The sequence below is a fragment of the Streptomyces sp. NPDC059718 genome (assembly GCF_042733315.1).
Lineage (GTDB): Bacteria > Actinomycetota > Actinomycetes > Streptomycetales > Streptomycetaceae > Actinacidiphila.
Genome location: NZ_JBHWGA010000003.1, coordinates 280,101 through 304,303, shown reverse-complemented (window position 1 = coordinate 304,303; position 24,203 = coordinate 280,101). Strand labels below are relative to the sequence as shown.

At 74.1% G+C, this 24,203-nt stretch carries 24 protein-coding genes; 9 read left to right on the top strand and 15 right to left on the bottom strand.

Annotated features, from left to right (window positions below; genetic code table 11):
* The first annotated feature begins 19 nt into the window (after window positions 1-19).
* Window positions 20-910, top strand: a complete 891-nt coding sequence (locus ACFV3E_RS06230) for a LysR family transcriptional regulator (protein ID WP_500533638.1) — start codon at window positions 20-22, stop codon at window positions 908-910.
* 12 nt (window positions 911-922) lie between these two features.
* On the opposite strand, the gene ACFV3E_RS06225 is transcribed toward ACFV3E_RS06230, so the two are convergent.
* Window positions 923-1,270, bottom strand: coding sequence for a cytidine deaminase-like protein (locus ACFV3E_RS06225; protein WP_500533637.1), 348 nt, complete (start codon window positions 1,268-1,270; stop codon window positions 923-925).
* 61 nt (window positions 1,271-1,331) lie between these two features.
* Between ACFV3E_RS06225 and ACFV3E_RS06220 the strand changes: the two genes are divergently transcribed.
* Window positions 1,332-1,889, top strand: coding sequence for a hypothetical protein (locus ACFV3E_RS06220; protein ID WP_500533636.1), 558 nt, complete (start codon window positions 1,332-1,334; stop codon window positions 1,887-1,889).
* A gap of 6 nt (window positions 1,890-1,895) precedes the next feature.
* Here the strand turns inward: ACFV3E_RS06220 and ACFV3E_RS06215 are convergent, their stop codons facing one another.
* The 3 genes from ACFV3E_RS06215 to ACFV3E_RS06205 are packed head-to-tail and all read right to left on the bottom strand — an operon-like array spanning window position 1,896 to window position 4,757.
* Window positions 1,896-3,227, bottom strand: coding sequence for a hemolysin family protein (locus tag ACFV3E_RS06215; RefSeq protein WP_500369699.1), 1,332 nt, complete (start codon window positions 3,225-3,227; stop codon window positions 1,896-1,898).
* Window positions 3,228-3,232: 5 nt separating this feature from the next.
* A complete protein-coding gene (gene ybeY, locus ACFV3E_RS06210; protein ID WP_500533634.1) occupies window positions 3,233-3,730 on the bottom strand; it encodes an rRNA maturation RNase YbeY in 498 nt (165 codons plus the stop codon).
* A gap of 13 nt (window positions 3,731-3,743) precedes the next feature.
* Window positions 3,744-4,757, bottom strand: coding sequence for a PhoH family protein (locus tag ACFV3E_RS06205; protein WP_499511815.1), 1,014 nt, complete (start codon window positions 4,755-4,757; stop codon window positions 3,744-3,746).
* Between the two features lie 136 nt (window positions 4,758-4,893).
* Between ACFV3E_RS06205 and ACFV3E_RS06200 the strand changes: the two genes are divergently transcribed.
* Together ACFV3E_RS06200 and ACFV3E_RS06195 are read left to right on the top strand one after the other, a co-directional pair.
* Window positions 4,894-5,409: a GNAT family N-acetyltransferase gene (locus ACFV3E_RS06200; RefSeq protein WP_500533633.1), complete on the top strand. Its 516-nt coding sequence runs from the start codon at window positions 4,894-4,896 to the stop codon at window positions 5,407-5,409.
* Between the two features lie 22 nt (window positions 5,410-5,431).
* Entirely contained in the window at window positions 5,432-5,659 is a 228-nt protein-coding gene (locus ACFV3E_RS06195) for a FitA-like ribbon-helix-helix domain-containing protein (protein WP_500533632.1), read from the top strand.
* A gap of 11 nt (window positions 5,660-5,670) precedes the next feature.
* Here the strand turns inward: ACFV3E_RS06195 and ACFV3E_RS06190 are convergent, their stop codons facing one another.
* Window positions 5,671-6,768, bottom strand: a complete 1,098-nt coding sequence (locus ACFV3E_RS06190) for a carbohydrate kinase family protein (RefSeq protein ID WP_500533631.1) — start codon at window positions 6,766-6,768, stop codon at window positions 5,671-5,673.
* 127 nt (window positions 6,769-6,895) lie between these two features.
* Here ACFV3E_RS06190 and ACFV3E_RS06185 point away from each other — a divergent pair, with 127 nt between their 5' ends.
* Together ACFV3E_RS06185 and ACFV3E_RS06180 are read left to right on the top strand one after the other, a co-directional pair.
* Complete coding sequence (locus tag ACFV3E_RS06185; RefSeq protein WP_500533630.1) at window positions 6,896-7,765, top strand: FHA domain-containing protein; 870 nt, start codon at window positions 6,896-6,898, stop codon at window positions 7,763-7,765.
* 264 nt (window positions 7,766-8,029) lie between these two features.
* Complete coding sequence (locus ACFV3E_RS06180) at window positions 8,030-8,845, top strand: HAD family acid phosphatase (RefSeq protein WP_500533629.1); 816 nt, start codon at window positions 8,030-8,032, stop codon at window positions 8,843-8,845.
* On the opposite strand, the gene ACFV3E_RS06175 is transcribed toward ACFV3E_RS06180, so the two are convergent.
* From ACFV3E_RS06175 to hrcA, 8 genes are all read right to left on the bottom strand, one after another.
* Entirely contained in the window at window positions 8,833-9,348 is a 516-nt protein-coding gene (locus tag ACFV3E_RS06175; protein ID WP_500369688.1) for a hypothetical protein, read from the bottom strand. The genes ACFV3E_RS06180 and ACFV3E_RS06175 overlap by 13 nt on opposite strands.
* Window positions 9,349-9,430: 82 nt before the next feature.
* A complete protein-coding gene (locus ACFV3E_RS06170; protein WP_500533628.1) occupies window positions 9,431-10,420 on the bottom strand; it encodes an adenosine deaminase in 990 nt (329 codons plus the stop codon).
* 30 nt (window positions 10,421-10,450) lie between these two features.
* Complete coding sequence (locus tag ACFV3E_RS06165) at window positions 10,451-11,365, bottom strand: ribonuclease Z (RefSeq protein WP_500533627.1); 915 nt, start codon at window positions 11,363-11,365, stop codon at window positions 10,451-10,453.
* 6 nt (window positions 11,366-11,371) lie between these two features.
* On the bottom strand, window positions 11,372-11,731 hold the full coding sequence (locus ACFV3E_RS06160; RefSeq protein ID WP_500533626.1) for a histidine triad nucleotide-binding protein: 360 nt from the start codon (window positions 11,729-11,731) through the stop codon (window positions 11,372-11,374).
* A gap of 108 nt (window positions 11,732-11,839) precedes the next feature.
* Window positions 11,840-15,115 (bottom strand): S41 family peptidase, encoded by a 3,276-nt coding sequence (locus tag ACFV3E_RS06155; RefSeq protein WP_500533625.1) that lies wholly within the window; start codon window positions 15,113-15,115, stop codon window positions 11,840-11,842.
* An 86-nt stretch (window positions 15,116-15,201) separates the two neighbouring features.
* Complete coding sequence (locus ACFV3E_RS06150) at window positions 15,202-15,939, bottom strand: 16S rRNA (uracil(1498)-N(3))-methyltransferase (protein ID WP_500533624.1); 738 nt, start codon at window positions 15,937-15,939, stop codon at window positions 15,202-15,204.
* Window positions 15,940-16,065: 126 nt separating this feature from the next.
* On the bottom strand, window positions 16,066-17,205 hold the full coding sequence (gene dnaJ / locus ACFV3E_RS06145) for a molecular chaperone DnaJ (RefSeq protein ID WP_500533623.1): 1,140 nt from the start codon (window positions 17,203-17,205) through the stop codon (window positions 16,066-16,068).
* Window positions 17,205-18,221: a heat-inducible transcriptional repressor HrcA gene (hrcA, locus tag ACFV3E_RS06140; protein WP_500369677.1), complete on the bottom strand. Its 1,017-nt coding sequence runs from the start codon at window positions 18,219-18,221 to the stop codon at window positions 17,205-17,207. Before hrcA ends, dnaJ begins: the two co-directional genes overlap by 1 nt.
* 208 nt (window positions 18,222-18,429) lie before the next feature.
* On the opposite strand from hrcA, the gene ACFV3E_RS06135 reads away from it, so the two are divergent.
* Both ACFV3E_RS06135 and ACFV3E_RS06130 read left to right on the top strand, forming a co-directional pair.
* Window positions 18,430-19,164 (top strand): MBL fold metallo-hydrolase, encoded by a 735-nt coding sequence (locus ACFV3E_RS06135; RefSeq protein ID WP_500533622.1) that lies wholly within the window; start codon window positions 18,430-18,432, stop codon window positions 19,162-19,164.
* 30 nt (window positions 19,165-19,194) lie between these two features.
* Window positions 19,195-20,025: a DUF3097 domain-containing protein gene (locus ACFV3E_RS06130; protein ID WP_500533621.1), complete on the top strand. Its 831-nt coding sequence runs from the start codon at window positions 19,195-19,197 to the stop codon at window positions 20,023-20,025.
* Window position 20,026: 1 nt separating this feature from the next.
* On the opposite strand, the gene hemW is transcribed toward ACFV3E_RS06130, so the two are convergent.
* Window positions 20,027-21,259 (bottom strand): radical SAM family heme chaperone HemW, encoded by a 1,233-nt coding sequence (hemW, locus tag ACFV3E_RS06125; protein ID WP_500533620.1) that lies wholly within the window; start codon window positions 21,257-21,259, stop codon window positions 20,027-20,029.
* A 422-nt stretch (window positions 21,260-21,681) separates the two neighbouring features.
* A complete protein-coding gene (locus ACFV3E_RS06120) occupies window positions 21,682-23,508 on the bottom strand; it encodes a SpoIIE family protein phosphatase (RefSeq protein WP_500533619.1) in 1,827 nt (608 codons plus the stop codon).
* Window positions 23,509-23,624: 116 nt separating this feature from the next.
* Between ACFV3E_RS06120 and ACFV3E_RS06115 the strand changes: the two genes are divergently transcribed.
* Window positions 23,625-24,203: HAMP domain-containing protein (locus ACFV3E_RS06115; protein ID WP_500533618.1), on the top strand; the 579-nt coding region annotated here is incomplete at its 3' end.

Genomic DNA, 24,203 nt, shown 5'->3' with positions numbered 1-24,203 from the left:
GCTGCTATAACCGATGGATATGGACGTCCATGTGCGCGACCTCCGCTACTTCGTCACGGTCGCGGACGAGCTGCACTTCACGCGGGCCGCCGAGCGGCTGCGCATCTCCCAGCCCGCGCTCTCCAAGCAGATCCGGGCCCTGGAACGGCAGCTCGGCTTCCGCCTCTTCGACCGCGGGCCGCGCGGCGTCGGCCTCACCGTGCAGGGCGAGGCGCTGCTGCCCGCCGCGCGCACCCTGGTCGGCGACTGGGAGCACGCCCTGCGCGCGGCCCGCTCTGCGGGGCCCGGCTTCGCGCCGACCGTCGGCGTGCAGACGGCCGTCGGCCGCGACCTGCGGCGCGACGTCCTGCGCGCCCTCCACGAGCGGGGCCGGCAGGTCACCCTGCGCCCGGCCGGCTGGGACGACCCGACGGCCGGCCTCGCCGACGGCGGCAGTGACGTCGCCCTCCTCTGGCTGCCGGTGCCCGGTGAGCGTCTGTCCACGCGGGTGCTGGTGCGCGCGCCGCGGATGGTCGCGCTGCCCGCCGGCCATCCGCTCGCGGGCCGGGACGCGATCGACTTCGCCGAGCTGTACGACGAGCCCTTCGTGGCCCTGCCGCGCGAGGCGGGGGCGCTGCGCGACTTCTGGCTCGGCCTCGACGCGCGCGGCGGCCGCGACGCCGTCGTGGGTACGGAGGCCGCCACCCCGGACGACGTCGTCGAGGCCGTGGCGGCGGGTCTCGGCGTCGCCCTCGTCGCGGGGGGCGACGCGGAACCCCACCCGCACCCCGGGGTCGTGGTCCGCCCCGTACGGGGGCCGGCGCCCGCGGAACTGGCCCTGGGGTGGCGGGAGGACGATCAGCGGCCCGAGGTCGCGGAGTTGGCGGCGGCGTTGGCGGCGGCGTTCCCGGCGGCGGCCTCCGGCCGCTGACCCGGCGCGGGCTCAGCCCGCTTCGACCGTTGCCCGGAGCACACCGTCGGGGCCGGCCAGCAGCACGGGCGTGCCCGCGCCGCCCAGGTCGCGCACGGCCGCACGGTCCTCGTCCGGCACCGCGTGCGCCTCGGACACCACGGCCGCAGCCTCCAGGGAGGTGGCACCGCTGGCGACCGCCATGGCCACCGCCGTCCGCAGCGCGCTGAGCGACAACGACTGAAGGGCCACGGTCCCCGCCACGTAGGTGCGCCCCGTCTCGTCGCGCACGGCCGCACCCTCGGCGACGCCGTTGCGGGCGCGGGCGGAGCGGGCCAGGGTGATGATCTTGCGGTCTTCCGGGTGCAGCTCGTCGCTCATGCGGTCAGCGTATCCGTCCCCGTGGGTTCCCCTCGGGGACGGGCATCGTCATGATCCCGGCATGGATGACAACGCGGCGCCGGCCTACGAGGCGCGCTACGGCTTCGACCTCCGAACGGTCACCGTACTGCTGGGGGCGGCCGTGTTCACCGCGGTCCTGGTGATTCCGGGCATGGGTGTCCCGCCGGCGATGCGGATCGCGGGCGGCGTCCTCTTCGGCGGCGGCGGACTGCTCGTCGCCGCGAACTCGCTGACCCGCAAGGTGGCCCTGCGCGTCGACGCGACGGGCGTGCTCCTCGGCGGGACGCCCCTGCGCCACCGGGCCACCACCGTGCACGTGCCGTGGGAGGACGTCACCGCCGTGGTGCTGTGGAAGCAGCCGGTCCCGCACGGCCACCGGCTGCCCTGGATCGGGGTGACGCGCCGCGAGGGGGCTCCGCCCCTGCCCGGCGCCGGGCAGGGCCGGCTGGCACGCGCCGCCACGGGGGCCCTGGTCCCCGTACCGTTCGACCTGCTCATGGCGTCCCGCCAGGTGAACGGCTGGCGGCTCGACCGGCGACGCCTGGCCGCCGCGCTGCAGCACTTCGCCCCCGGCGTCCCGCTCGTCGACGAGGACTGACCGGCGCTACCCGCCGTGCATCGCCCCGTCCGGCTCCGGGCCCGAAGGGTCCTCCGCGACGACCGGGACCGGCTCGACGAGGACCGCCCCGATGCGGTTGCGACGGCCCGACGGGGCCTCCGCGGTGAGCCGGAGCGCGGCGGGGGCGTGCGGGGCCGAGGCGGTCTCGGGGAGCGCGACGACGGCGGAGGCACCGGGGATCGGCACCCGGCCGAGGGTCTTGGCGAGCAGGCCGCCTACGGTCTCGACGTCCTCGTCGTCCAGGTCCACGCCGTAGAGCTCGCCCAGGTCTCCGAGGTCGAGGCGGGAGGTGACGCGGTAGCGGCCCCCGCCGAGCTCCTCGACGGGCGGCACCTCGCGGTCGTACTCGTCGGTGATCTCGCCGACGATCTCCTCCAGGATGTCCTCGATGGTGACGACGCCGGCCGTGCCGCCGTACTCGTCGATGACGACGGCGACGTGGTTGCGCTCGCGCTGCATCTCGCGCAGCAGGTCGCCGGCGTTCTTGGTGTCGGGGACGAAGAAGGCCGGGCGCATCAGCGAGGAGACCGGGTCGGTCTCGGCGTCCCGGTTGATGTGCACCCGGCGGGCGAGGTCCTTGAGGTAGACGATGCCGACGATGTCGTCCTCGCTCTCGCCCGTGACCGGGATGCGCGAGAAACCGCTGCGCAGGGCGAGGGTCATGGCCTGGCGGATCGTCTTGAAGCGCTCGATGGCGACGAGCTCGGTGCGCGGCACCATCACCTCGCGCACCAGGGTGTCGCCGAGCTCGAAGACGGAGTGCACCATACGGCGCTCCTCGTCCTCGATCAGGGACTCGCTCTCCGCGAGGTCCACCAGCGCGCGCAGTTCCGCCTCGGAGGCGAACGGGCCCTGGCGGAAGCCCTTGCCGGGAGTGAGGGCGTTGCCGAGCAGGATCAGCAGCGCCGGGATCGGGCCCATGACCCGGGCCAGCGGCAGCAGCACGTACGCCGCCGCGGTGGCGGTGTTCAGCGGGTGCTGGCGGCCGATGGTGCGGGGCGATACGCCCACCGCGACGTACGAGACCACGATCATGACGGCGACCGCCACCAGGACCGCCTGCCAGGTCTCCTCGAAGTGCCGGACGCACACGACGGTGACCAGCACCGCCGCCGCCATCTCGCAGGCCACCCGGACCAGCAGCGCGACGTTGAGGTAGCGGGTCGGGTCCGAGGACACCGCCAGCAGCTTGTCCGCGCCGCGCCGGCCGGCCCGCACCGCGGCCTCCGCCCGGAAGCGCGAGGTACGGGCGATGCCGGCCTCGGCGCAGGCGGCGAGCCAGGCGACGACCACCAGCAGGACGGCGAAGACCACCATCGCGATCAGTGGGTGGTCGTCGGGGCCGGCGACGGGCCCTGGATGCCGCGCTCGGCGCGCCAGCCGTCGAGGACGGCCTTCTGCAGGCCGAACATCTCGGCCTTCTCGTCGGCCTCCTCGTGGTCGTAACCGAGCAGGTGCAGCACCCCGTGGACGGTGAGCAGCTGCAGCTCCTCGTCCATGGAGTGCTTGGTCACGGCCTCGTCGCCCTGCTTCTTCGCCACCTCGGGGCAGAGCACGATGTCCCCGAGCAGTCCCTGCGGGGGCTCCTCGTCCTCCTTCCCGGGACGAAGCTCGTCCATCGGGAAGGACATGACGTCGGTGGGGCCCGGTTCGTCCATCCACTGGATGTGCAGCTGCTCCATGGCGTCGGCGTCCACCGCGATGACCGAGAGCTCGGACAGCGGATGGATGCGCATGTGCTGCAGGGCGTAGCGGCTGATGTCGAGCACCGCCGCCTCGTCGAAATCCCAGCCGGATTCGTTGTTGACGTCGATCGCCATAGTGCTTCGGAGGCTACTTTCGGTTGCCGTTGAGGTCGTCGTAGCGCTCGTAGGCGTCCACGATGCGCCCGACCAGCTTATGGCGTACGACATCCGTGCTCGTCAGGCGCGAGAAGTGCACGTCCTCGACGCCGTCCAGGATGTCCACGACCTGGCGCAGTCCGCTCTTCGTGCCACCGGGCAGGTCGACCTGGGTGACGTCACCGGTGATGACGATCTTGGAGTCGAAGCCGAGCCGGGTGAGGAACATCTTCATCTGCTCGGCGCTGGTGTTCTGCGCCTCGTCGAGGATGATGAAGGCGTCGTTGAGCGTGCGGCCGCGCATGTACGCCAGAGGAGCGACCTCGATCGTCCCGCTCGCCATGAGGCGCGGGATCGAGTCGGGGTCGATCATGTCGTGCAGCGCGTCGTACAGCGGACGCAGGTACGGGTCGATCTTCTCGTAGAGCGTGCCCGGCAGGAAGCCGAGCCGCTCGCCCGCCTCGACGGCGGGTCGGGTCAGAATGATCCGGTTGACCTGCTTGGACTGCAGGGCCTGGACGGCCTTGGCCATGGCCAGGTAGGTCTTGCCGGTACCGGCGGGGCCGATGCCGAAGACGATCGTGTGCTTGTCGATCGCGTCGACGTAGCGCTTCTGGTTGAGGGTCTTGGGGCGGATGGTGCGGCCCCGGCTGGACAGGATGTTCTGGGTGAGCACCTGGGAGGGGGTCTCCTCCAGGCCGTCGGCTCCGCTGTCCTGGCGGAGCATGGCGATCGAGCGCTCCACTGCGTCCTCCGTCATCGGCTGGCCTGTGCGCAGTACCAGCATCATCTCGTCGAAGAGGCGCTGGACCAGCGCGACGTCCGCGGATTCACCGCTCGCGCTGACCTCATTGCCTCGTACATGGATGTCGACGGCCGGGAACGCCTGCTCTATCACGCGCAGGAGCGAGTCACCGGACCCCAGGACCGTCACCATGGGGTGCTTGGCCGGTACGACGAAGTGGGCGCTCGCCTGCGGTTGCTGCGTTGTCGGTGTCTGAGTCATGGGCCAGGCTCGACGGCCTGCTCATCCCGCCTTCTGCTGTTCGACATGCCACTGGGCTTGGGGTTCAAGGGTACGTCGGTGCGGCTGGGGTGCCGAGGGGTTTTACGCTGCGTCACGCGCCGGGTAGAACTGCCTGATGGAGATCCGTACCGGAGGACCCGAGGACCTGCCCGCGACGCTCGCCCTGCTGGACGGAGCCGTCGCCTGGCTGACCGCCCGCGGCCACACCGGCCAGTGGGGCACCCGCCCCTGGTCCTCCCGGCCCCCGGCGGTGGAGCGCGTGGCCCGGTACGCGAAGGAGTACCTGCTGCGCGCGGCCGTGGCCGACGGCCGGGTGGTCGGCGTGTGCGTGCTGGCCGAGGAGAAGCCCGACTACGCCCCGCCCGTGGAGGGGCGCGAGCTGTACCTGCGGCTGCTCGTCACCGACCGGGCGCTGTCCGGCAGCGGCATCGGCGCGGCCCTGGTGGAGGACGCCGTCGCCGAGACGCGGCGGCGCGGCATCCCGCTGCTGCGGGTCGACTGCTACGCGGGCGGCGAGGGCCGGCTCGTCCGGCAGTACGAAGCCCTGGGCTTCACCGGCGCCGAGCCCTTCACCGTGCCCCAGGCCGAGGGCGCCCCCTGGCCGGGCCGGATCCTGGAGCGCCGGGTCTGACGGCGCCGCCATACTGATGGGCATGCCCACCATCCGGATCCGGGACGTCCCCGATGACGTGGACCGCACACTACGGGGCCGTGCGGCCGAGGCCGGCCTGTCCCTCGACGCCTACCTGTTGCGGCAGCTGACCGAGGAGGCACGCACGCCGACGGCGGACGACATCCGGGGCCGCACGGGCCGTCCGGCGCCGGCGGAGTTCTCCCCGGAGCACCTCGGCGGCCGCGACGGGGTACCGCCTGCCTCCTGAGCGCCACCGCGTCAGCGGAAGGGCGGCGGACGGAAGCCGATCGTCGGCACGGCGCGGCGCAGGGGCCAGCGGCGGGTGCCGGTGGGCAGCAGGTCGTCCAGGAAGGCGTAGCGGCGCAGCGCCGAGCGGTCCTGGTCGTCGTAGGCCTTGGCGTGCTGCCACCAGGCCGCGATCTCGATCCAGCCGGGCGCCGAGAGCGAACCCCCGAACTCCTGCACCGACAGCGCGGCCGTGAGGCACGCGAAGGCCAGCCGGTCGGCGAGCGACCAGCCGGCCAGGGTGCCGGTCAGGAAGCCCGCGACGAAGACGTCCCCGGCGCCCGTGGGGTCCAGGGCCTCCACCGAGAGCGCCGGCACCTCGGCGGCCTGGCCGGCGGCGGAGTCGACCGCGTACGCGCCCTCGGCGCCGAGCGTCACCACCGCCAGCGGGACCAGCTCGGCGAGCTTGCGGGCGGCGGCCCGGGGGCAGTCGGTGCGGGTGTAGCGCATGGCCTCGGCGGCGTTCGGCAGGAAGGCCTCGCAGTGCGCCAGGTCGGCCAGGTCCGCGCGGTCCCAGCGGCCGCTGTCGTCCCAGCCGACGTCGGCGAAGATCCGGCTGCCCCGCCCGGCGGCGGTGCCGATCCACTCCTGCTGCGGGACCCCGGGCACCAGCGAGGCCACGCACGCCCGGCTCGGCGGCGGGCAGGACGGCGCGGGCTCCTCGGGCGGCGGCGCCTCGTGGCCGTGGCTGACCATGGTGCGCTCGCCCTCGTACGCCATGGAGACCGTGACCGGCGAGTGCCAGCCGGGGATCTTGCGGGACAGCCCCAGCTCGATGCCCTCCCCCGCGGCGAGGGCGTCCCAGCAGTAGTCCCCGTACACGTCGTCGCCGAAGGCGGCCGCGAGCGAGGTGCGCAGCCCCAGCCGGGCGAGGGCGGTCGCCATGTTGGCCACGCCACCGGGACTCGATCCCATGCCGCGTGCCCAGGACTCGGTGCCGCGCACGGGCGCGCTGTCGAGACCGGTGAAGATGATGTCCAGGAAGACCGTGCCGGTCAGGTACACATCGGTCTCCGGGTCGTCCGGCCCGCGCACCGCCGCGAGCGGATCGAGGACGGGCTGGTCTTCCACCCGGGCTCCTCCCGACCTGGTGTCATTCCGACCGATCGTACGCGCGCCCGGGGCCGTGACCAGCGTTTGTCCGCACGGGGACACGGACGGATCCTGAGGGAAAGCGGATGACCCCCAGGGGCTGGAGATGCCCGGACACTCGGCCGCACCGCCACAACTGATCGTGACCACGGGGCCGGACACCGGACGGGCCTACCCCGTACCGGCCGGCTACTGCGAGATCGGCAGGCTCGCCGGCAGCGGGATCCGGCTCGACGAGGAGGGCGTGAGCCGGCGGCACGCCGCGATGAACCGCGCCGGGAGCCACGTGGTGCTCAGCGACCTCGGCTCGACCAACGGCACCTACCTCAACGGGACCCTGGTCGACGAGCCGCGCCCCCTCCACGACGGTGACCTGCTCCGCATCGGCCACGTCGAGCTGCGGCTGTCGGTGGAGTCGGCCCGGCAGGCGAACCCCAAGGACGAGGCGGACCCCCCGGAAGCCGGAGAGGCCGCGGAAGCCGCGGAGGCCCCGGGTGGCACTCCCCCGCCGCTGACCGTGCTCCACGACCTCGGGGACACCCGGGGCCGGTCCGGGCTCGGCCCCACCCGCCGCTACCCGTCCGGGCGCGCGCAGTACCTCGCCGGGCGCCGGCAGTACGGGGACGGTGGCGACGGGCGGGAGGCGGACCCCGGGGCCGCCGAGGAGGCCTGCACCGGGCTGTTCCGGGTGCGCGGGCCGGGCCGGGTGCTCATGGCCGCCGGGGTGCTGGTGGCGCTCGCCGGGTTCGCCGTCTGGGTGTCCCTGATCCTCAGTCTGCTGGGCGGCGCAGGCAGCGCGCAGGCCCCGCCGGACCCCTTCGCGGAGACCCTGTGGGGGCTGCCGAAGGCACCGCTGGGCTTCACCGCGTTCGCGGTGGGCGTCGTGCTCTTCGCGGGCGGCGCGGCCCTGTCGAGGGCCACCCGCAGGAGGGGCGCCGCATCGGGGCGGCGGCGCCCGGGGCGGCACCGCCACTGACCCTCGGACCTGTACGGGGTCGGCGGCGCGGGGCCCGGCCGCGGCGGCATACCAAAGCTTTGCCGGTCCTTTCCGCACGTGGCGACCTGGGCTGATCCGTCCTCGGGCGGCCATTCGGGGTCATCGCGCGTAGACAGCCCTTGACCAGCACGATCGTGGCCCCTAGCGTCACCGCGTCAACGAGCCCCGCAGGGCCGGGCGTTCCCCCGAAGCGCGTGGGCCCGGCCGTGCGTGCCCTCCGGCCGGATCGAAGGAGCCCCCCAGATGCCCGCAGCCAGGCCGTCCGTGTTCACCCGCGGGCGCACCCGCACCCTCGCCGCCGCCGTCGCCGCGGTCGCGGCGGCCGCCACCCTCTACGGGGTCGGCGCGGCGACCGCGGACACCTCCGTGCCGCGCAGCGACAAGCAGATCCCCAACCTGACCGACGTGGTCAACGACATCAAGGCGTACTACGGCGACACCGTGGACGCCTCCGGTGAGCACCAGGCCGCGACCGACGGCAACTACGCCAAGCAGGTCGCCGGCATCGAGAAGAAGGCCCAGGACTACCTGCGGGACGCCCTCGCGAAGTCCGCGCACCACCGCCACGGCAAGCCCGCGATCGTCCTGGACGTCGACGACACGTCCCTGCTGACGTACAACTACGAGCTCGAGGTGGGCTTCAACTACACGCCGGCCTCGAACGACGCGTACATCCAGAACAAGGACATGGCCCCGGTCTTCGGCATGCCCCAGCTGGCCAACTGGGCCGCCGACCACGGCGTGACGGTCTTCTGGATCACCGGCCGCCCGGAGACGCAGCGCGCCGCGAGCGTCCGCAACCTCGGAACCGCCGGCTACGGCTCCACCGCCGACCCGGCCCACTTCTTCCTGAAGAACAAGGTCGCGACCGACTACCTGCCCTGCTCCGCCCCGACGTGGACCTGCTCCACCGTCGACTACAAGGCGGGCACCCGGGCCCACATCGAGGCGCAGGGGTACGACATCGTCGCCAACTTCGGCGATCAGTACAGCGACCTGAACGGCGGGCACGCCGACAAGTCGTTCAAGCTCCCCAACCCGATGTACTACGTGCCCTGACCGGCGGCGGGCCGCCAGCCCGCGGTGCCCGTCCCCCCGCGCGGGGGGCGGGTGCCGCGGCGCCGCGAGCGGGCCAGCCACAGGCCCCGGCCCAGCGACCACAGCACCAGCCCGGCGACCACCGGCCCACCGAGCAGGATCGCCAGCCCGGCGCCGATGTTGGCGCCGATGACCCCGGCGGTCACCGTCCGCCAGATCGCTCCGGTCAGCAGCCCGGCCGCGAGCAGCGGCCCGATGACCTCCCACCACCGGCCGTCGAAGCGGTCCGGTCCGGGACGGGAGGCCCGGCCCAGCAGCACGGCCGCGCCGGCGGCCAGCACGGCCGCGGCCGCGCCGATCGCGGTCTCCGCTCCCTCCGGGATGGCGAAGGGCCGCACCAGGTAGTCCAGTTCGGCGGGTTCGAAACCGGCCGCGTCCTGCCGGCCCATGAGCCCCCAGGTGGCGACGGGCGTGGTCACGATCAGCGTGACGGCCGCTGCGGGCCGTATCAGGTGCCTTCGCATGACTCCATGCTCCGCCCGCGCGGTGCGGCCCGCATGAGTGCGCGTACTCATGTCGGCACGCGCGCACGCACTCGGAACGCGCTCAGAACGTGTGGGCGTCCACCTCGGCGAGGTACCGGGCGCGCAGTTCCTCGTCGTCGTCGAGGAAGGCGGCCAGGAAGGAGTTGCGGGCCAGCCCGCGCAGGGCGTCCTCGCCGAGCGGCAGCGCACCGGCCACGGCGTCGAAGGTGTCGCCCGCGTAGCCGCCGAAGTAGGCGGGGTCGTCGGAGTTCAGGGTGACCAGCAGCCCGGCGTCGAGCATGGCGGGCAGCGGATGGTCGGCGAGGGTGTCCACGCAGCGCAGCCGCACGTTGGACAGCGGGCAGACGGTCAGCGGCACCTGGTCGCGGACCAGCCGGGCCACCAGCTCCGGGTCCTCCATGCTGCGGATGCCGTGGTCGATCCGGTCGACGCCGAGCACGTCCAGCGCCTCCCACACGTACGCCGGCGGGCCCTCCTCGCCCGCGTGAGCGACCCGGCGCAGGCCCGCCGCGGCGGCGGCCTCGTAGACCGCGCGGAACTTCGACGGCGGGTGGCCGACCTCGGCGGAGTCCAGGCCGACGGCGCTGATCCGGTGCAGGTGGGGCCGGGCGGCCTCGAAGGTCTCCAGCGCGGACTCGGCCGACTCGTCCCGCAGGAAGCACATGATCAGCCGTGTGCTGACGCCGTGCCGCTCCCGGCTGCCGTCCAGGGCCCGCGCCAGGCCCTCGACGACGGTGCCGATCGGGACGCCCCGCGCGGTGTGCGCCTGCGGGTCGAAGAAGACCTCGGCGTGCCGCACGCCCTGCGCGGCGGCCCGGGCGAGGTAGGCGTCGGCGAGGTCCGCGAAGTCCTGCTCGGTGCGGAGCACGGCCATGAGCGCGTAGTACAGGTCCAGGAAGGACTGCAGGTCGCTGAAGGAGTAGGCCTGCCGCAGCTCCTCGGTGGAGGCGTAGGGCAGGTCGACCCCGTTGCGCTCGGCGAGGGTGAAGGCGAGCTCGGGTTCGAGGGTGCCTTCGATGTGCAGATGGAGTTCGGCCTTCGGGATGCTCACCCCGCAACCGTACAGGTCACAGGGGTGTGGCTAGCTCTGGCGGCGCTTCGGCACGGTGACCCGGCCGAGGTCCTGGGCGACCGTCAGCTCGCCCTGGAAACCCGCGTCCCGGGCCTGGCGCTCGAAGTCCGCCGGGTCGGTGTAGCGCTGCGAGAAGTGCGTGAGCACCAGGTGGCGTACACCCGACTCGGCCGCCACCCGGGCTGCCTGGCCGGCCGTCAGGTGGCCGTGCTCCTCGGCCAGCGCGGCGTCCTCGTCCAGGAAGGTCGACTCGATGACGAGCAGGTCGCAGCCGTCGGCGAGGGCGTACACCGCGTCGCACAGCCGGGTGTCCATCACGAAGGCGAAGCGCTGACCCGGGCGCGTCTCGCTCACCTCGGCGAGCGTCACCCCGTCCACCTCGCCCTCGCGCTGCAGCCGGCCCACCGCCGGGCCGGTGATGCCGTGCGCGGCCAGGCGCTCCGGCAGCATGCGGCGCCCGTCGGGCTCGACCAGCCGGTAGCCGTACGCCTCCACCGGGTGCGACAGCCGGCGCGCCTCCAGCAGGAAGGCCTCGGAGTCGACCAGCACCGCGGCCTCGCCCGCCACCGGTTCCTCGCGCAGCCGCACGGTCTCGCGGTAGGCGGTGGCGTACCGCAGCCGGTCGAAGAACCGCCTGCCCGACTCGGGGTAGTGGGCGGTGATCGGGTGCGGCACCCGGTCGAGGTTGATCCGCTGGATCACCCCGGCCAGGCCCAGGCTGTGGTCCCCGTGGAAGTGGCTCACGCACAGCCTGGTGAGGTCGTGCGCCGCCACACCGGCCCGCAGCATCTGACGCTGGGTGCCCTCCCCCGGGTCGAAGAGGATGCCCTCGGCGTCCCAGCGCAGGAAGTAGCCGTTGTGGTTGCGGTGCCGGGTCGGGACCTGGCTTGCCGTGCCGAGCACGACCAATTCACGTGCGGACACCGGTGGTTATCCGGGAGGCCACTCGAGGCCACGGCCGCCCAGCACGTGGGCGTGCGCGTGGAAGACGGTCTGGCCCGCCCCTGCGCCGGTGTTGAAGACGACCCGGTAGCCGGTGCCGTCCACCTTGTCCCCGGCCGCGACCTCGGCCGCCTCCCGCAGCACGTCCGCGGCGAGCTGGGGCGCCTGGGCGGCCAGCGAGGCGGCGTCCGGGTAGTGCGCCTTGGGGATGACCAGGACGTGCGTCGGTGCCTGGGGGTTTATGTCGCGGAAGGCGACCGTCGTCTCGGTCTCCCGCACGACGGTCGCGGGGATGCTCCCCGCGACGATCTTGCAGAACAGGCAGTCCGCCTGCGGTTCTCCCGCCACCTGACGCCTCCGTCCAGCGGTTGATCAGTACGTCCCGCATGCTACCGGTGCCCCTCGCGGGGGCGCGCCGTCGCGGGGCCCGGGTCGCCCCGGGCCCCGCTCCCGCCGCTACGGCAACGGGGGCGCGGTACGGGCCGGGTTGGCCTCCAGCGCCTCCAGGGCGATGCGGACGGCCTCGTCCAGCTGCGGGTCGCGCCCGGCGGCCCAGTCCTGCGGGGTGTGGACGACCTCCACGTCCGGGTCGACGCCGTGGTTCTCCACGTCCCAGCCCACGCCCTCCAGCCACGTGGCGTACTTCGGCTGGGTGACCAGCGTCCCGTCGACCAGGTGGTAGCGGGAGTCGATGCCGATGACGCCGCCCCAGGTCCTGGTGCCCACCACGGGCCCGATCCCCAGCGCCTTGATCGCCGCGTTGACGATGTCGCCGTCCGAGCCGGAGAACTCGTTGGCGACGGCCACGACGGGCCCGCGCGGCGCGTCCAGCGGGTAGCTGAAGGCGGGCAGCCCGCGCGGCAGGTCCCAGCCCACGATCCGCCGCGCCAGCTTCTCCACGACCAGTTGGGAGGTGTGGCCGCCGCGGTTCTCCCGCACGTCCACGACCAGACCCTCCCGGGTGACCTCCACGCGCAGGTCGCGGTGGATCTGGGCCCAGCCGGAGCCGACCATGTCGGGGACGTGCAGGTACCCCAGCCGTCCGCCGGACAGCTCGCGCACGTACGCCCGGCGCCCGGCCACCCAGTCGTGGTAGCGCAGCGGCTCCTCGTCCCCGATGGGCACGACGACGACATGGCGCACCGCCCCGCCGTCGGCCGGGCCGACGGTGAGCTCCACCGGCTTGCGCACGGTGCCGAGGAGCAGCGGGCCGGGGCCGGCCAGCGGGTCCACGGGCCGTCCGTCCACCGCGAGGATCGCGTCACCGGCCCGGACCGCGGCGCCCGGCGCGGCCAGCGGGGAGCCGGCCCGGGGGTCGGAGGTCTCCGAGGGCAGCACCCGCTCCACGCGCCACACGCCGTCCGCGTCGCGGGCGAGGTCCGCGCCGAGCAGGCCCTGGCGGTTCAGCGCGTCACCGCGGCCGCCGGGCGGGGAGACGTAGGCGTGCGAGGTGCCGAGCTCGCCCGCCACCTCCCAGAGCAGGTCGACGAGGTCGTCGTGGGTGGCGACCCGGTCCAGGGCGGGCCGGTAGCGCTCGCGCACGCCGTCCCAGTCGACGCCGCCCATGTCGGCGCGCCAGAAGTTGTCCCGCATCAGGCGGTGCGACTCCTCGTACATCTGGCGCCACTCGGCCTGCGGGTCCACGGTGACGCGGACCCGGGAGAGGTCGACGGTCACGTTGCTGTCGGTCTCGTCGTCGGACGGCGCCGACTTGTGGTCGGCCGCGGCCACCCGCAGCCGGTGACCGGACGTCACCAGCACCTTGTTGCCGTCCCCGCTGACGGCGTAGTCGTCGGCGTCGTCGGCGATGTCCTCCACGCGCAACTGCTTGAGGTCGTACCGCTCCAGCGCGGTGGACGGCGGCTCGGCATCGGGCGAGGCCAGGCTCGCGCCCAGGACGCCGCGCACGGGGTGCCGGAGCCACAGGACGCCGTCCTTGGCCGCGCGCAGCGTGGAGTAGCGGGCCGCCTCCACCGGGAAGGGCACGATGCGGTCGGCCAGGCCCTCGGCATCCACCTTGGTGACGGGGGTGCGGTGCCGGTCCTCCCCGTCCTCCTTGCGGGAGTCCTTCTTGCCCTCGTCCTGGCCGCGGTCGTCGCCGTCCTTGTCCTCGGACGAGGAGTCGACCGGCCGCCCGTGGCGTTGCGGGCCGAAGGGCGAGGGCGTGGTGGCGGCGAGCGTGATCAGGTGGGGGCGGCAGGAACCGAGGAAGGCGAGGTCGAAGACGTGCTCGTCGTAGACCGGGTCGAAGGAGCGCTCGGACAGGAACGCCAGGTGCTTGCCGTCGGCGGTGAAGGCGGGCGAGAAGTCCCGGAAGCGCAGCGGGGTCGCGTCGACGACGGTGAGGTCTGCGGTCGAGGCGAGCTTGAGCTGGCGCAGCGGATCGGGTCCGGCGTGCGACCAGGCGAGCCAGGCCGAGTCCGGCGAGAAGGCGAGGCCGCTCGCGTGGCCGTGCTCGCCCTCGACGACGGTGCGGACCTCGCCGGTCTGGGCCTCGACGAGCAGCACCCGGCCGTCGTGCGAGGCGACGGCGATCCGGTGGCCGTCCGGGGAGACGCTCATGGACAGGACCCGGCCGAGCCGCCCCGCGGCCAGCCGGCGGGGCGCGGCCGTGCCCGAGCCCGCCGCGGGGGCGATCTCCAGCGCGTCCTCGCCCTCGGCGTCGGTGACCCAGACGACCTGCTGGTCGCCCTCGCCGCCGAACACCCGCGGCAGCCGCGTGCGCACCCCCGGCTCGGCGGACAACGCCCGCGCGGGGCCGCCACGATGGGTGACCCAGTGCGTGGTGCCGCGGATCTCCACCGCGCTGCCGCGGCCGGTGTGGTCGGGCCGGGCGTCGCCGAGGTGGTGGGCCGCGTGGACCGGGTGCGGCTGCAGGTCGGCACGCTGGCCGCCGAGGCGTACCTCGACCGGACGGGCCTGGACGCCGTCGAGGTCGTCCAGCAGGAACAGCCGGCCGGTGCTGGTGTAGACGACGCGGGTGCCGTCCGTGGCGGCCTGCCGCGCGTAGAAGCCGCCGTCCTCCACGGAGGTGTGGCGGCGCAGGTCGCTGCCGTCGGGGAGGCTGGAGTAGAGCGCGCCGACGCCCTCGTGGTCGGAGAGGAAGGCGATCCTCTCCCCCACCCACATCGCGCACTCCAGGTTGCCGTCCAGGTCCGTGTGGATCCGCTCGAACTCCCCGTCGCCGGTGCGGTCGATCCACAGCTTGCCCGCGGTGCCGCCCCGGTAGCGCTTCCAGGCCGCGGCCTCGCGGCCCATCGTGGCCGACAGCAGCAGCACGGCCCCGTCCGGCCCGTGGGCGACGTCGCCGACCGGCCCGTACGGCAGCGTCGACGCGGGACCGCCGTCGACCGGGATCGCCCGCGCCCAGCTGCGGCGCAGCGACGCCTGCCCGGCCGTGCTGATGGCCAGTACGTCGCCGCCGGGCGTCCAGCCGCGCACGGAGGTGCGGCCACTGCCCCAGTACGTCAGGCGTTTCGACGGCCCGCCGTCGGTGGCCGCGACGTGCACCTCGGGTGCGCCGTCCCGCGTGGAGGTCCACGCGATGAGCGCGCCGTCGGGCGAGAACCGCGGATGGCCGACGGGCATGTTGTCCGCGCTGACCCGCCAGGCCCGGCCGGCGCCGTCCAGCGGGGCGGCCCAGACGTCGTCCTCGGCGGTGAAGGTGATCAGGTCACCGTGCAGGTGCGGGAAGCGGAGGTACGCGGGGTGCGAAGGCTGCGGCTGCGTCACGTCGTCACACTAACCACCCGGCGCCCTGCTGGTCAGGGGTTTTCGATCTCATTGCCCGCCGAGGGGATTCCGGCCCGGCGGCCGGCTCAGCTCCAGCGCCCGGTGCGGCCGAGCAGGAGGGCGGTCGCGGCGACGCCGGCGGTGGAGGTGCGCAGGACACTGGCGCCGAGTCGGTACGGCTTGGCGCCGGCCGCGGCGAAGACGTCGAGCTCCTCCGGGGAGACCCCGCCCTCGGGGCCGACGACGAGCACGATGTCGCCCTCGGGCGGCAGCGGGGCCGCGGCGAGCGGCTCGGAGCCCTCCTCGTGGAGGACCGCGGCGAACGCCGCGCCGGACAGCAGCCCGGCGAGCTGACGGGTCGTCATCAACTCGGCGACCTCGGGGAACCTCAGGCGCCGGGCCTGCTTGGCGGCCTCGCGGGCGGTGGAACGCCACTTGGCCAGGGACTTGGCGCCGCGCTCGCCCTTCCACTGGGTGATGCAGCGCGCGGCGGCCCACGGCACGACCGCGTCGACGCCGACCTCGGTCATGGTCTCGACGGCGAGTTCCCCGCGGTCGCCCTTGGGCAGCGCCTGGACGACGGTGATCCGCGGGCGGGGCTCGGCCTCCTCGCGGACGTCGGCGACGGCGACCTCGAGCGTGTCCTTGCCGTCGACGGCCGCCACCGTGCCGTACGCGCCGCGTCCCAGGCCGTCGGTGAGCACGATCTCCTCGCCGACCCGCAGCCGGCGTACGGACACCGCGTGCCGGCCCTCGGGGCCGCAGAGCGTGATGCGGTCCGGGCCCAGCGCTCCGGGTTCGACGACGAAGACGGGTGCGGTCACGGCGCGGTCCTCGGGGAGCGGTGGGTCAGGGCGGCCATGCGCCCATCGTTTCACGGCACGCGACGGCCCGCGGTCCAGGGTGTGCACCCCGGACCGCGGGCCGGTGAGCGGCCGGGCCGTGTCGGCCTAACGCCCGTTGAACGCGTCCTTCAGGCGGGAGAACAGGCCCTGCTGGCCCGGCTGGAACTGCCCCATGGGCCGTTCCTCACCGCGCAGCTTCGCCAGGCGGCGCATCAGCTCCTCCTGCTCCGGGTCGAGCTTGCCCGGGGTCTGGACCTCGACGTGCACGATGAGGTCGCCCCGGCCGCCGCCCCGCAGGTGGGTGATGCCGCGCTGGTGGAGCGGGATCGACTGGCCGGACTGCGTCCCGGGCCGGATGTCGATCTCCTCCAGGCCGTCCAGGGTCTCCAGCGGGACCTTGGTGCCCAGCGCCGCGGCCGTCATCGGGATGGTGACGGTGCAGTGCAGGTCGTCGCCGCGCCGCTGGAAGACCTGGTGCGGCAGCTCGCGGATCTCGACGTACAGGTCGCCGGCGGGGCCGCCGCCGGGGCCGACCTCGCCCTCGCCCGCGAGCTGGATGCGGGTGCCGTTGTCGACTCCGGCCGGGATCTTGACCGTGAGCGTGCGCCGCGACCGGATCCGGCCGTCGCCCGCGCACTCCGGGCACGGGGTGGGGACGACGGTGCCGAAGCCCTGGCACTGAGGGCACGGCCGGGAGGTCATGACCTGGCCCAGGAAGGACCGCGTGACCTGCGAGACCTCACCGCGGCCGCGGCACATGTCACACGTCTGCGCGGTGGTGCCCGGGGCCGCGCCCTCGCCGTGGCAGGTGTTGCAGATGATGGCCGTGTCGACCTGGATGTCCTTGGTCGTGCCGAAGGCCGCCTCGTCCAGCTCGATCTCCAGCCGGATCATCGCGTCCTGGCCGCGCCGCGTGCGCGAGCGCGGACCGCGCTGGGACGCCGTGCCGAAGAAGGCGTCCATGATGTCGCTGAAGTTGCCGAAGCCCTGGCCGAAGCCCGCGCCTGCGCCCGCGCCGCCGCCGTTGGCCGACAGCGGGTCGCCGCCGAGGTCGTAGACCTGCTTCTTCTGCGGGTCCGAGAGCACCTCGTAAGCGGCGTTGATCTCCTTGAACCGCTCCTGGGTCTTCGGATCCGGATTGACGTCCGGGTGGAGCTCGCGCGCAAGACGGCGGAAGGCCTTCTTGATCTCGTCCGGACCTGCGTCGCGGCGTACGCCGAGCACGGCGTAATAGTCCGTGGCCACTACGACTCCGCCAGGATCTGTCCGACGTAACGTGCCACTGCGCGTACCGCTCCCATCGTTCCGGGGTAGTCCATGCGGGTCGGTCCGACCACGCCGAGTTTCGCCACCGCCTCGTCGCCCGAACCGTAGCCGACGGAGACGACCGATGTGGAGTTCAGGCCCTCATGGAAGTTCTCGTGACCGATTCTCACCGTCACGCCCGAGTCCTTGGCCTCGCCCAGCAGCTTGAGGAGCACCACCTGCTCCTCGAGCGCCTCCAGCACCGGGCGGATCGTCAGCGGGAAGTCGTGCCCGAAGCGGGTCAGGTTGGCCGTGCCGCCGAGCATGATCCGCTCCTCGGTCTCCTCGACCAGGGTCTCCAGCAGTGTGGCGAGGACCACCTGGACGGAGGGCCGGTCGTCGGGCTCGAAGCCCTCGGGAAGCTCCTGCACCAGCGGCGGGACGTCGCTGAACCGGCGTCCCACCACCCGGCTGTTCAGCCGGGCGCGCAGGTCGGCCAGCACGGTCTCGCCGACCGGCGCCGGGGCGTCCACCAGCCGCTGCTCCACCCGTCCGGTGTCCGTGATCAGCACGAGCATGATCCGGGCCGGGGCGAGCGCGAGCAGCTCGACGTGGCGCACGGTCGAGCGGGTGAGCGACGGGTACTGGACGATCGCGACTTGCCGGGTCAGCTGCGCCAGCAGCCGCACCGTACGGGCCACCACGTCGTCGAGGTCGACGGCGCCGTCCAGGAAGTTCCCGATGGCCCGGCGCTCGGCGCCGGACAAGGGCTTGACGCTGGTGAGCCGGTCGACGAAGAGCCGGTAGCCCTTGTCGGTCGGCACGCGGCCCGCGCTGGTGTGGGGCTGCTGGATGTAGCCCTCGTCCTCCAGCACGGCCATGTCGTTGCGGACGGTGGCCGGGGAGACGCCGAGGGCGTGCCGCTCGGTGAGCGCCTTCGAGCCGACCGGCTCCTCGGTGCCCACGTAGTCCTGGACGATGGCACGCAGCACTTCGAGACGTCGTTCGCTGAGCATCGCGCACCTCCAGTCGCTCGGTCACCGTGCGGGTCGTGTCGCCCCCCGTGGCCTGGCACTCCTCTTCCCTGAGTGCCAGTTTTCCCCAAGTCAGTGTACGGCGGGGTGGCAAGACCTCGGCAAGGGCCGTCCACGGGTCCGGCCCGGGGGCGTCCTTGACCGGCCACCGTAGCGGGCGCGAGGCGTCCCGCGGGGATACCGTCGCGTTGTGGAGACCACACCGACCGCACCGGACTCCCCCGGCGGCTGGGAGCAGCTCGCACCGGGGGTGGCGCGGCGGCGGCTGTCCTTCCTCGACGTGACCGTCGGAGTCGTCGTCGGCGACGAGGGCGTGCTGCTGATCGACACGGGTTCCTCGGTCCCCGAGGGCGCCGGACTGCGCCGGGAGGTACGCGAACTGACCGGACGGGACGTGACGCACATCGCATTCACCCACGGCCACTTCGACCACGTCTTCGGCGCCGCCGCCTTCGAGGGCGTCCAGGTCTTCGGGGAGATGACCCTCGACGCCTACCTCGACCGCGAGCGCTTCTCGCTGGGCCCGGACGCGGTCAAGCACGGCGCCGGCGAGGCCGAGTCCGCGCGGGCCGCGGACGCCCTCGTCCGCCCCCGCCACCTCGTGGACGGCTCCTACGAGCTCGACCTCGGCGGTGACCGCCAGGTCCTGCTGGTCCACCCGGGTGAGGGCCACACCACGCACGACCTGGTGGTGGTCGTGCCGGGCACGCCGGCCGTGGTCTTCTGCGGGGACCTCGTCGAGGAGTCCGGCGAGCCCCAGGCCGGGCCCGACGCCGCCCCGCACTCCTGGCCCGCGACCCTGGACCGGCTGCTGCGGCTGGGCGGCGAGACCGCGCTGTACGTGCCGGGCCACGGCGCCGTCGTCGACGCCCGCTTCGTCCGCGCCCAACGGGACGCGCTCGCCGCCCGGTTCGGATCCGCTTGAGCGGTGCGCCGCGCGGATACGATCCCTGGCATGCGCAGCCGCAACTACGACCCCGACCTCACCCCGCCGTGGAAACGTCCCGCCACGCCCGCGCCCGAGGTCGCGGCCGAGCGGGACCTGGTGGTGGAGGAGGTGTCCACCGGCTACTGCGGCGCGGTCGTCCGCTGCGAGAAGACCGCCGAGGGCCCCACGGTCACCCTGGAGGACCGCTTCGGCAAGCACCGCGTGTTCCCGATGACTCCCCGCGGCTTCCTCCTGGAGGGCCGCGTGGTCACCCTCGTACGCCCCGCCGCCGCCGCCCCCGCGGCCGGCCCCCGGCTGACCGCCTCCGGCTCCCTCGCCGTCCCCGGCGCCCGCGCCCGGGTCGCCCGCGCCGGCCGGATCTACGTCGAGGGCCGCCACGACGCGGAACTGGTCGAACGCGTCTGGGGCGACGACCTGCGCGTCGAGGGCGTCGTCGTCGAGTACCTGGACGGCGTCGACGACCTCCCGGCCATCGTCGCCTCCTTCGCCCCCGGCCCGGACGCCCGCCTCGGCGTCCTCGTGGACCACCTCGTCCCGGGCAGCAAGGAGTCCCGCATCGCCGCGGAGGTCACCGGCGGGCACGTCCTGGTCGCCGGCCACCCCTACATCGACGTCTGGGAGGCCGTGAAGCCCTCCTCCGTCGGCATCCAGTCCTGGCCGGCCGTCCCCCGCGGCCAGGACTGGAAGACCGGCGTGTGCCGCGCCCTGGGCTGGCCGGAGAACACCGGCGCCGCCTGGCAGCGCATCCTGGGCGCCGTCCACTCCTACCGGGACCTGCAGCCGGAACTGCTGGGCCGGGTGGAGGAGCTGATCGACTTCGTCACGGCCCCGGGCTGAGTCAGTCGACCAGGTCCCTGACGACGGCGTCGGCGAGCAGGCGGCCGCGCAGCGTGAGGACGGCGCGGCCCTCGAGGTAAGGAGCGGTCTCCAGGAGGCCGTCCCTTACGGCAAGCTCCGCGGCCTCGGCGCCCGCCGGGGCCAGCAGGTCGAGCGGGCAGCCGTCGGACAGCCTCAGCTCCAGCAGGATCCGCTCCACGCGGCGGTCCTCCGCCGCCAGCACCTCACGGCCCGCCCCGGGACTGCGGCCCTCCGCGAGCGCCGCCGCGTACGCCGCCGGGTGCTTCACGTTCCACCACCGCACCCCGCCCACGTGGCTGTGCGCGCCCGGCCCGGCGCCCCACCAGTCCGCGCCGGTCCAGTACAGCTCGTTGTGGCGGCACCGGGCCGCATCCGCGGTCGCCCAGTTCGACACCTCGTACCAGCCGTAGCCGGCCGCCGCCAGACGCTCCTCCGCGATCAGGTAGCGGTCCGCGTGCACGTCGTCGTCCGTCATCGGCACCTCGCCGCGCCGGATCCTGCGCGCCAGCTGCGTACCCTCCTCCACGATCAGCGCGTACGCCGACACGTGGTCCGGCCCCGCGCCGATCGCGGCGTCCAGCGACGCCCGCCAGTCGTCGTCCGACTCCCCGGGCGTGCCGTAGATCAGGTCCAGGTTGACGTGCTCGAACCCCGCCGCCCGCGCCTCCGCCACGCACTGCTCCGGGCGGCCGGGCGTGTGCCGCCGGTCCAGCACCTGCAGCACGTGCGGCCGGGCGCTCTGCATCCCGAACGAGACCCGTGTGTACCCCCCGGCCCGCAGCTCCTCCAGGTACGCCGGGTCCACGGACTCCGGGTTCGCCTCCGTCGTGACCTCCGCACCCTCCGCCAGGCCGAACTCGTCACGGATGGCCCCCAGCATCCGGACCAGGTCCGCGGCCGGCAACAGGGTGGGGGTCCCGCCGCCCACGAACACGGTCTCCACGCGGCGGGGGTCGTCGCCCAGCACCTTGCGGGCCAGCCGAATCTCGTCGACCAGGGTGTCCGCGTAGTTCTCCCGGGAGGCGAGCACGCCGCCGGTGCCGCGCAGCTCGGCGGCGGTGTAGGTGTTGAAGTCGCAGTACCCGCAGCGGGTCGCGCAGTACGGGACGTGCAGGTAGAACCCCAGAGGGCGCGACTCCGCGCCGCGCAGGGCGGTCGGCGGGAGCGCGCCGTCCTCAGGCATGGGCTCCCCGTCGGGCAGTACGGATGGCATGCGTCCCATTGTCCGCCATCCCCCGCGGGCGCTTCGCCGGATGGCCGGGGGTGCCCCTCGCGGCCGGTTGTCGTGTGCGGGTTGTTTGCGCCTGCGGGCGGCTGCGCCGGGCTGCCCAGGTGGTTGTGTGCGGCTCCGTTGCGCCTGCGGCGGGCGGTTTCCCCGCCCGCCCTCCCTCCCCCAGCCTTCGGCCGGGGGGACCCCCATCCGGCGCGATTGGTGCGGGCCTCGCACCCGGCCCACGCACGAACCCCGCGAGGCGGTCACTGACCGCGCCGGGCAATCGGGAGGGTGGGTGGGAGAGCCGCCCGCCGCAGGCGCAACCAACCCGCACACAACCACCGGGCAGCCCGGCGCAGCCGCCCGCACGCGACAACCGGCCGCAAGGGGCACCCCCGACCGCAAGCGCAGCGCAGCGCCCCTCACTGGGCCTGAAGCACGAGCACCGCGAGATCGTCATCCGGCGGCGCCACGTCGTACTCGTGCACCGCCCGCCGGACCCGCTCCGCCACCCCCGCCGCCCCCAGTCCGGCGCACGCCGCGAGCACGGCCGCGAGCCCGTCGTCGTCGTCGAACTGACGGCTCCCGTTGCGCCGCTCCGTCACCCCGTCCGTGACGCACAGCAGCGTGTCCCCGGGGGCCAGCCGGAACGATTCGCTGCGGTACCGCGCGTCGTCCGTGATCCCGAGCAGTATCTGCGGCACCGCCGCGGGCCGCACCGCGCCGTCTCCTGTGAGCAGGAGCGGAAGGGGGTGCCCGGCACTGGCCAAGGTGCACAGGGCGCCGCCGGCCGAACCGCCGCCCGGCGCTTCCTCCGGCACGATCTCCCCGTACAGCAGGGACAGGAAGCGCGGCCCCGCGTCCCACCCCGGCCCGAGCGCGTCGCCGAGCGTGGCCGCCGCGGCCTCGTCCGACAGGGCGCGGTTGAGCCGGTCGAGGACCTCCGCCACGCCGTACCCCTCGCGCGCGAGGAGCCGCATGACGGGCCGGGCGAGGCCGGTGACCGCGGCGGCCTCGGGGCCGTTGCCCTGGACGTCGCCGAGGGCGAAGCACCAGCGGCCGCCGCCCGCGGGGAAGAGGTCGTAGAAGTCACCGCCGACGACGTCGGCACGCGTGGGCTCGTAGACGACGGCCGTGTCGACGCCCGGCACCGCGCCGAGTCCCGCGGGCAGCAGGCCGCGCTGCAGGACCCGGCTGATCATGGCCTGCCGCGTGTACTGGCGGGCGGTGCCCACCGCGAGCGCGACACGGCGTGCGAAGTCCTCGATGAGGCCGATGACCTCGTCGGGGAAGCGCATCAGCCCCGTGCGCCCGAGGAGCAGCGTGCCGTGCCAGCGGCCGCCGGTGACCAGGGGGCAGGCGAGTGCCGCGCCGACCGCCTCCGTGCCGTGGGCGACGGCGGGCCACGGCCAGGGCACGGCGCCGGGGCGGGAGCCGGGCGGTGGCGGTTCCTTCTCCAGCACCATGCGGAGCCCGTCGATGCGGCCCTCCGCCGCGTGCCAGACGCGCGCCAGGCGCGGGTCGGAGCCCTCGGGACCGTCCCCGGAGAGCCAGACGGCGCACCAGTCGGCGAGCCGGGGCACCAGCAGCTGCCCGGCGAGGGAGGCGACCATGTCCTCGTCGAGCTGCCCGGCGAGCAGGTCGGAGGCCTCGGCGAGGAAGGAGAGCGAACCGCGGCTGATCCACTCGCTGTCGTGCCGCCGCGGGAGGCGGTGCGCCGTGGGCGCGAGGATCTCGGTGGCACGCAGTCCGCGCAGCAGGGCGCGCTCGGCCTCGGGCGCCGGCGGCAGCGTCTCCCCGGGTTCGCGGGCGGCGGTCAGCCGGCACCAGATGGTCTTGAGGTCGCGCCGGTAGGTGATGCCCCACTCCTCGGAGAGCGCGGAGACGAGCTGCAGGCCGCGCCCGCCGTCGCGGCCCTCGCGGGCGAGTTCGGCCCGGTCGCGGACGACCCGGGCGGGGTGGTGGTCGGAGACCTCGACGACGAGGCCGCCGTCCTCGCGTGCGCCGGGTGCCGCGCTCTCCAGCCGGCAGAGCAGCTCGACCGTGGTACCGGCGTGGATGACCGCGTTCGTGACGAGTTCGCTCACGAGCAGCACCGCGTCGTCCACGAGGTGGTCACCGATGCTCTCGGCCGGCCAGGGCTCCTCCGTGGTCCACTCGGCCAGCGCGGCGCGGACGAACTTCCGTGCCGCGGAGGCCGCCAGCTGGTTGCCGGGCAGGCTGGTACGGGAAACGAACTCCCGTGGCATGGAATCTGGCCCCACTGTGCGGCTCCCGAGCAGATCCGGCATTGCGCCCTTAACGGCACGCACAGCGTGACAGACTGAGCGCGCTCATAAGCGCCGAGTCACCGAAGAAGGCCGTCATGGCTCTTAAATCGGCTGTTCCCGCCCCGAAAACCGCGACTCCTGCGCGTCCGCGTGTCGTCGACCCGCCGCCGGACGGTGAGTGGATACGCGCGGCGGAACTGCGGCCGCTGCTCACGGCGATGCGCTCCCTGTGCGACGGCGACTTCCGGGTGCGGCTGGGTGACGGTGCCGAAGGGGTGCTGGCCGAACTCGCCGGAACGTTCAACCGGATCGTCGCGCGGGAGCAGCACTTCTCCGCCGAACTGGGCCGGGTCAAGCGGGAGGTCGTACGCCGGGGCAGGCTGGACGAGCGGCTCGCCGACAGCCCGGGCCAGGGGTCCTGGGCGATGAGCGTGCAGGCGGCGAACTCCCTGATCGACGCGCTGGTCATCCCGGCGGCGAACGCCACCCGGGTGCTGGACGCCGTGGCGGACGGCGACTTGACGCAGCGGGTGGACCTGCACGACGGCAGCCGGCCGCTCCGCGGGGACCTGCGCAGGCTCGGCCGGGCGGTCAACCGCATGGTGGACCAGCTGTCGCTGTTCACCGGTGAGGTGACCCGGGTCGCCCGCGAGGTCGGCACCGAGGGCCGGCTC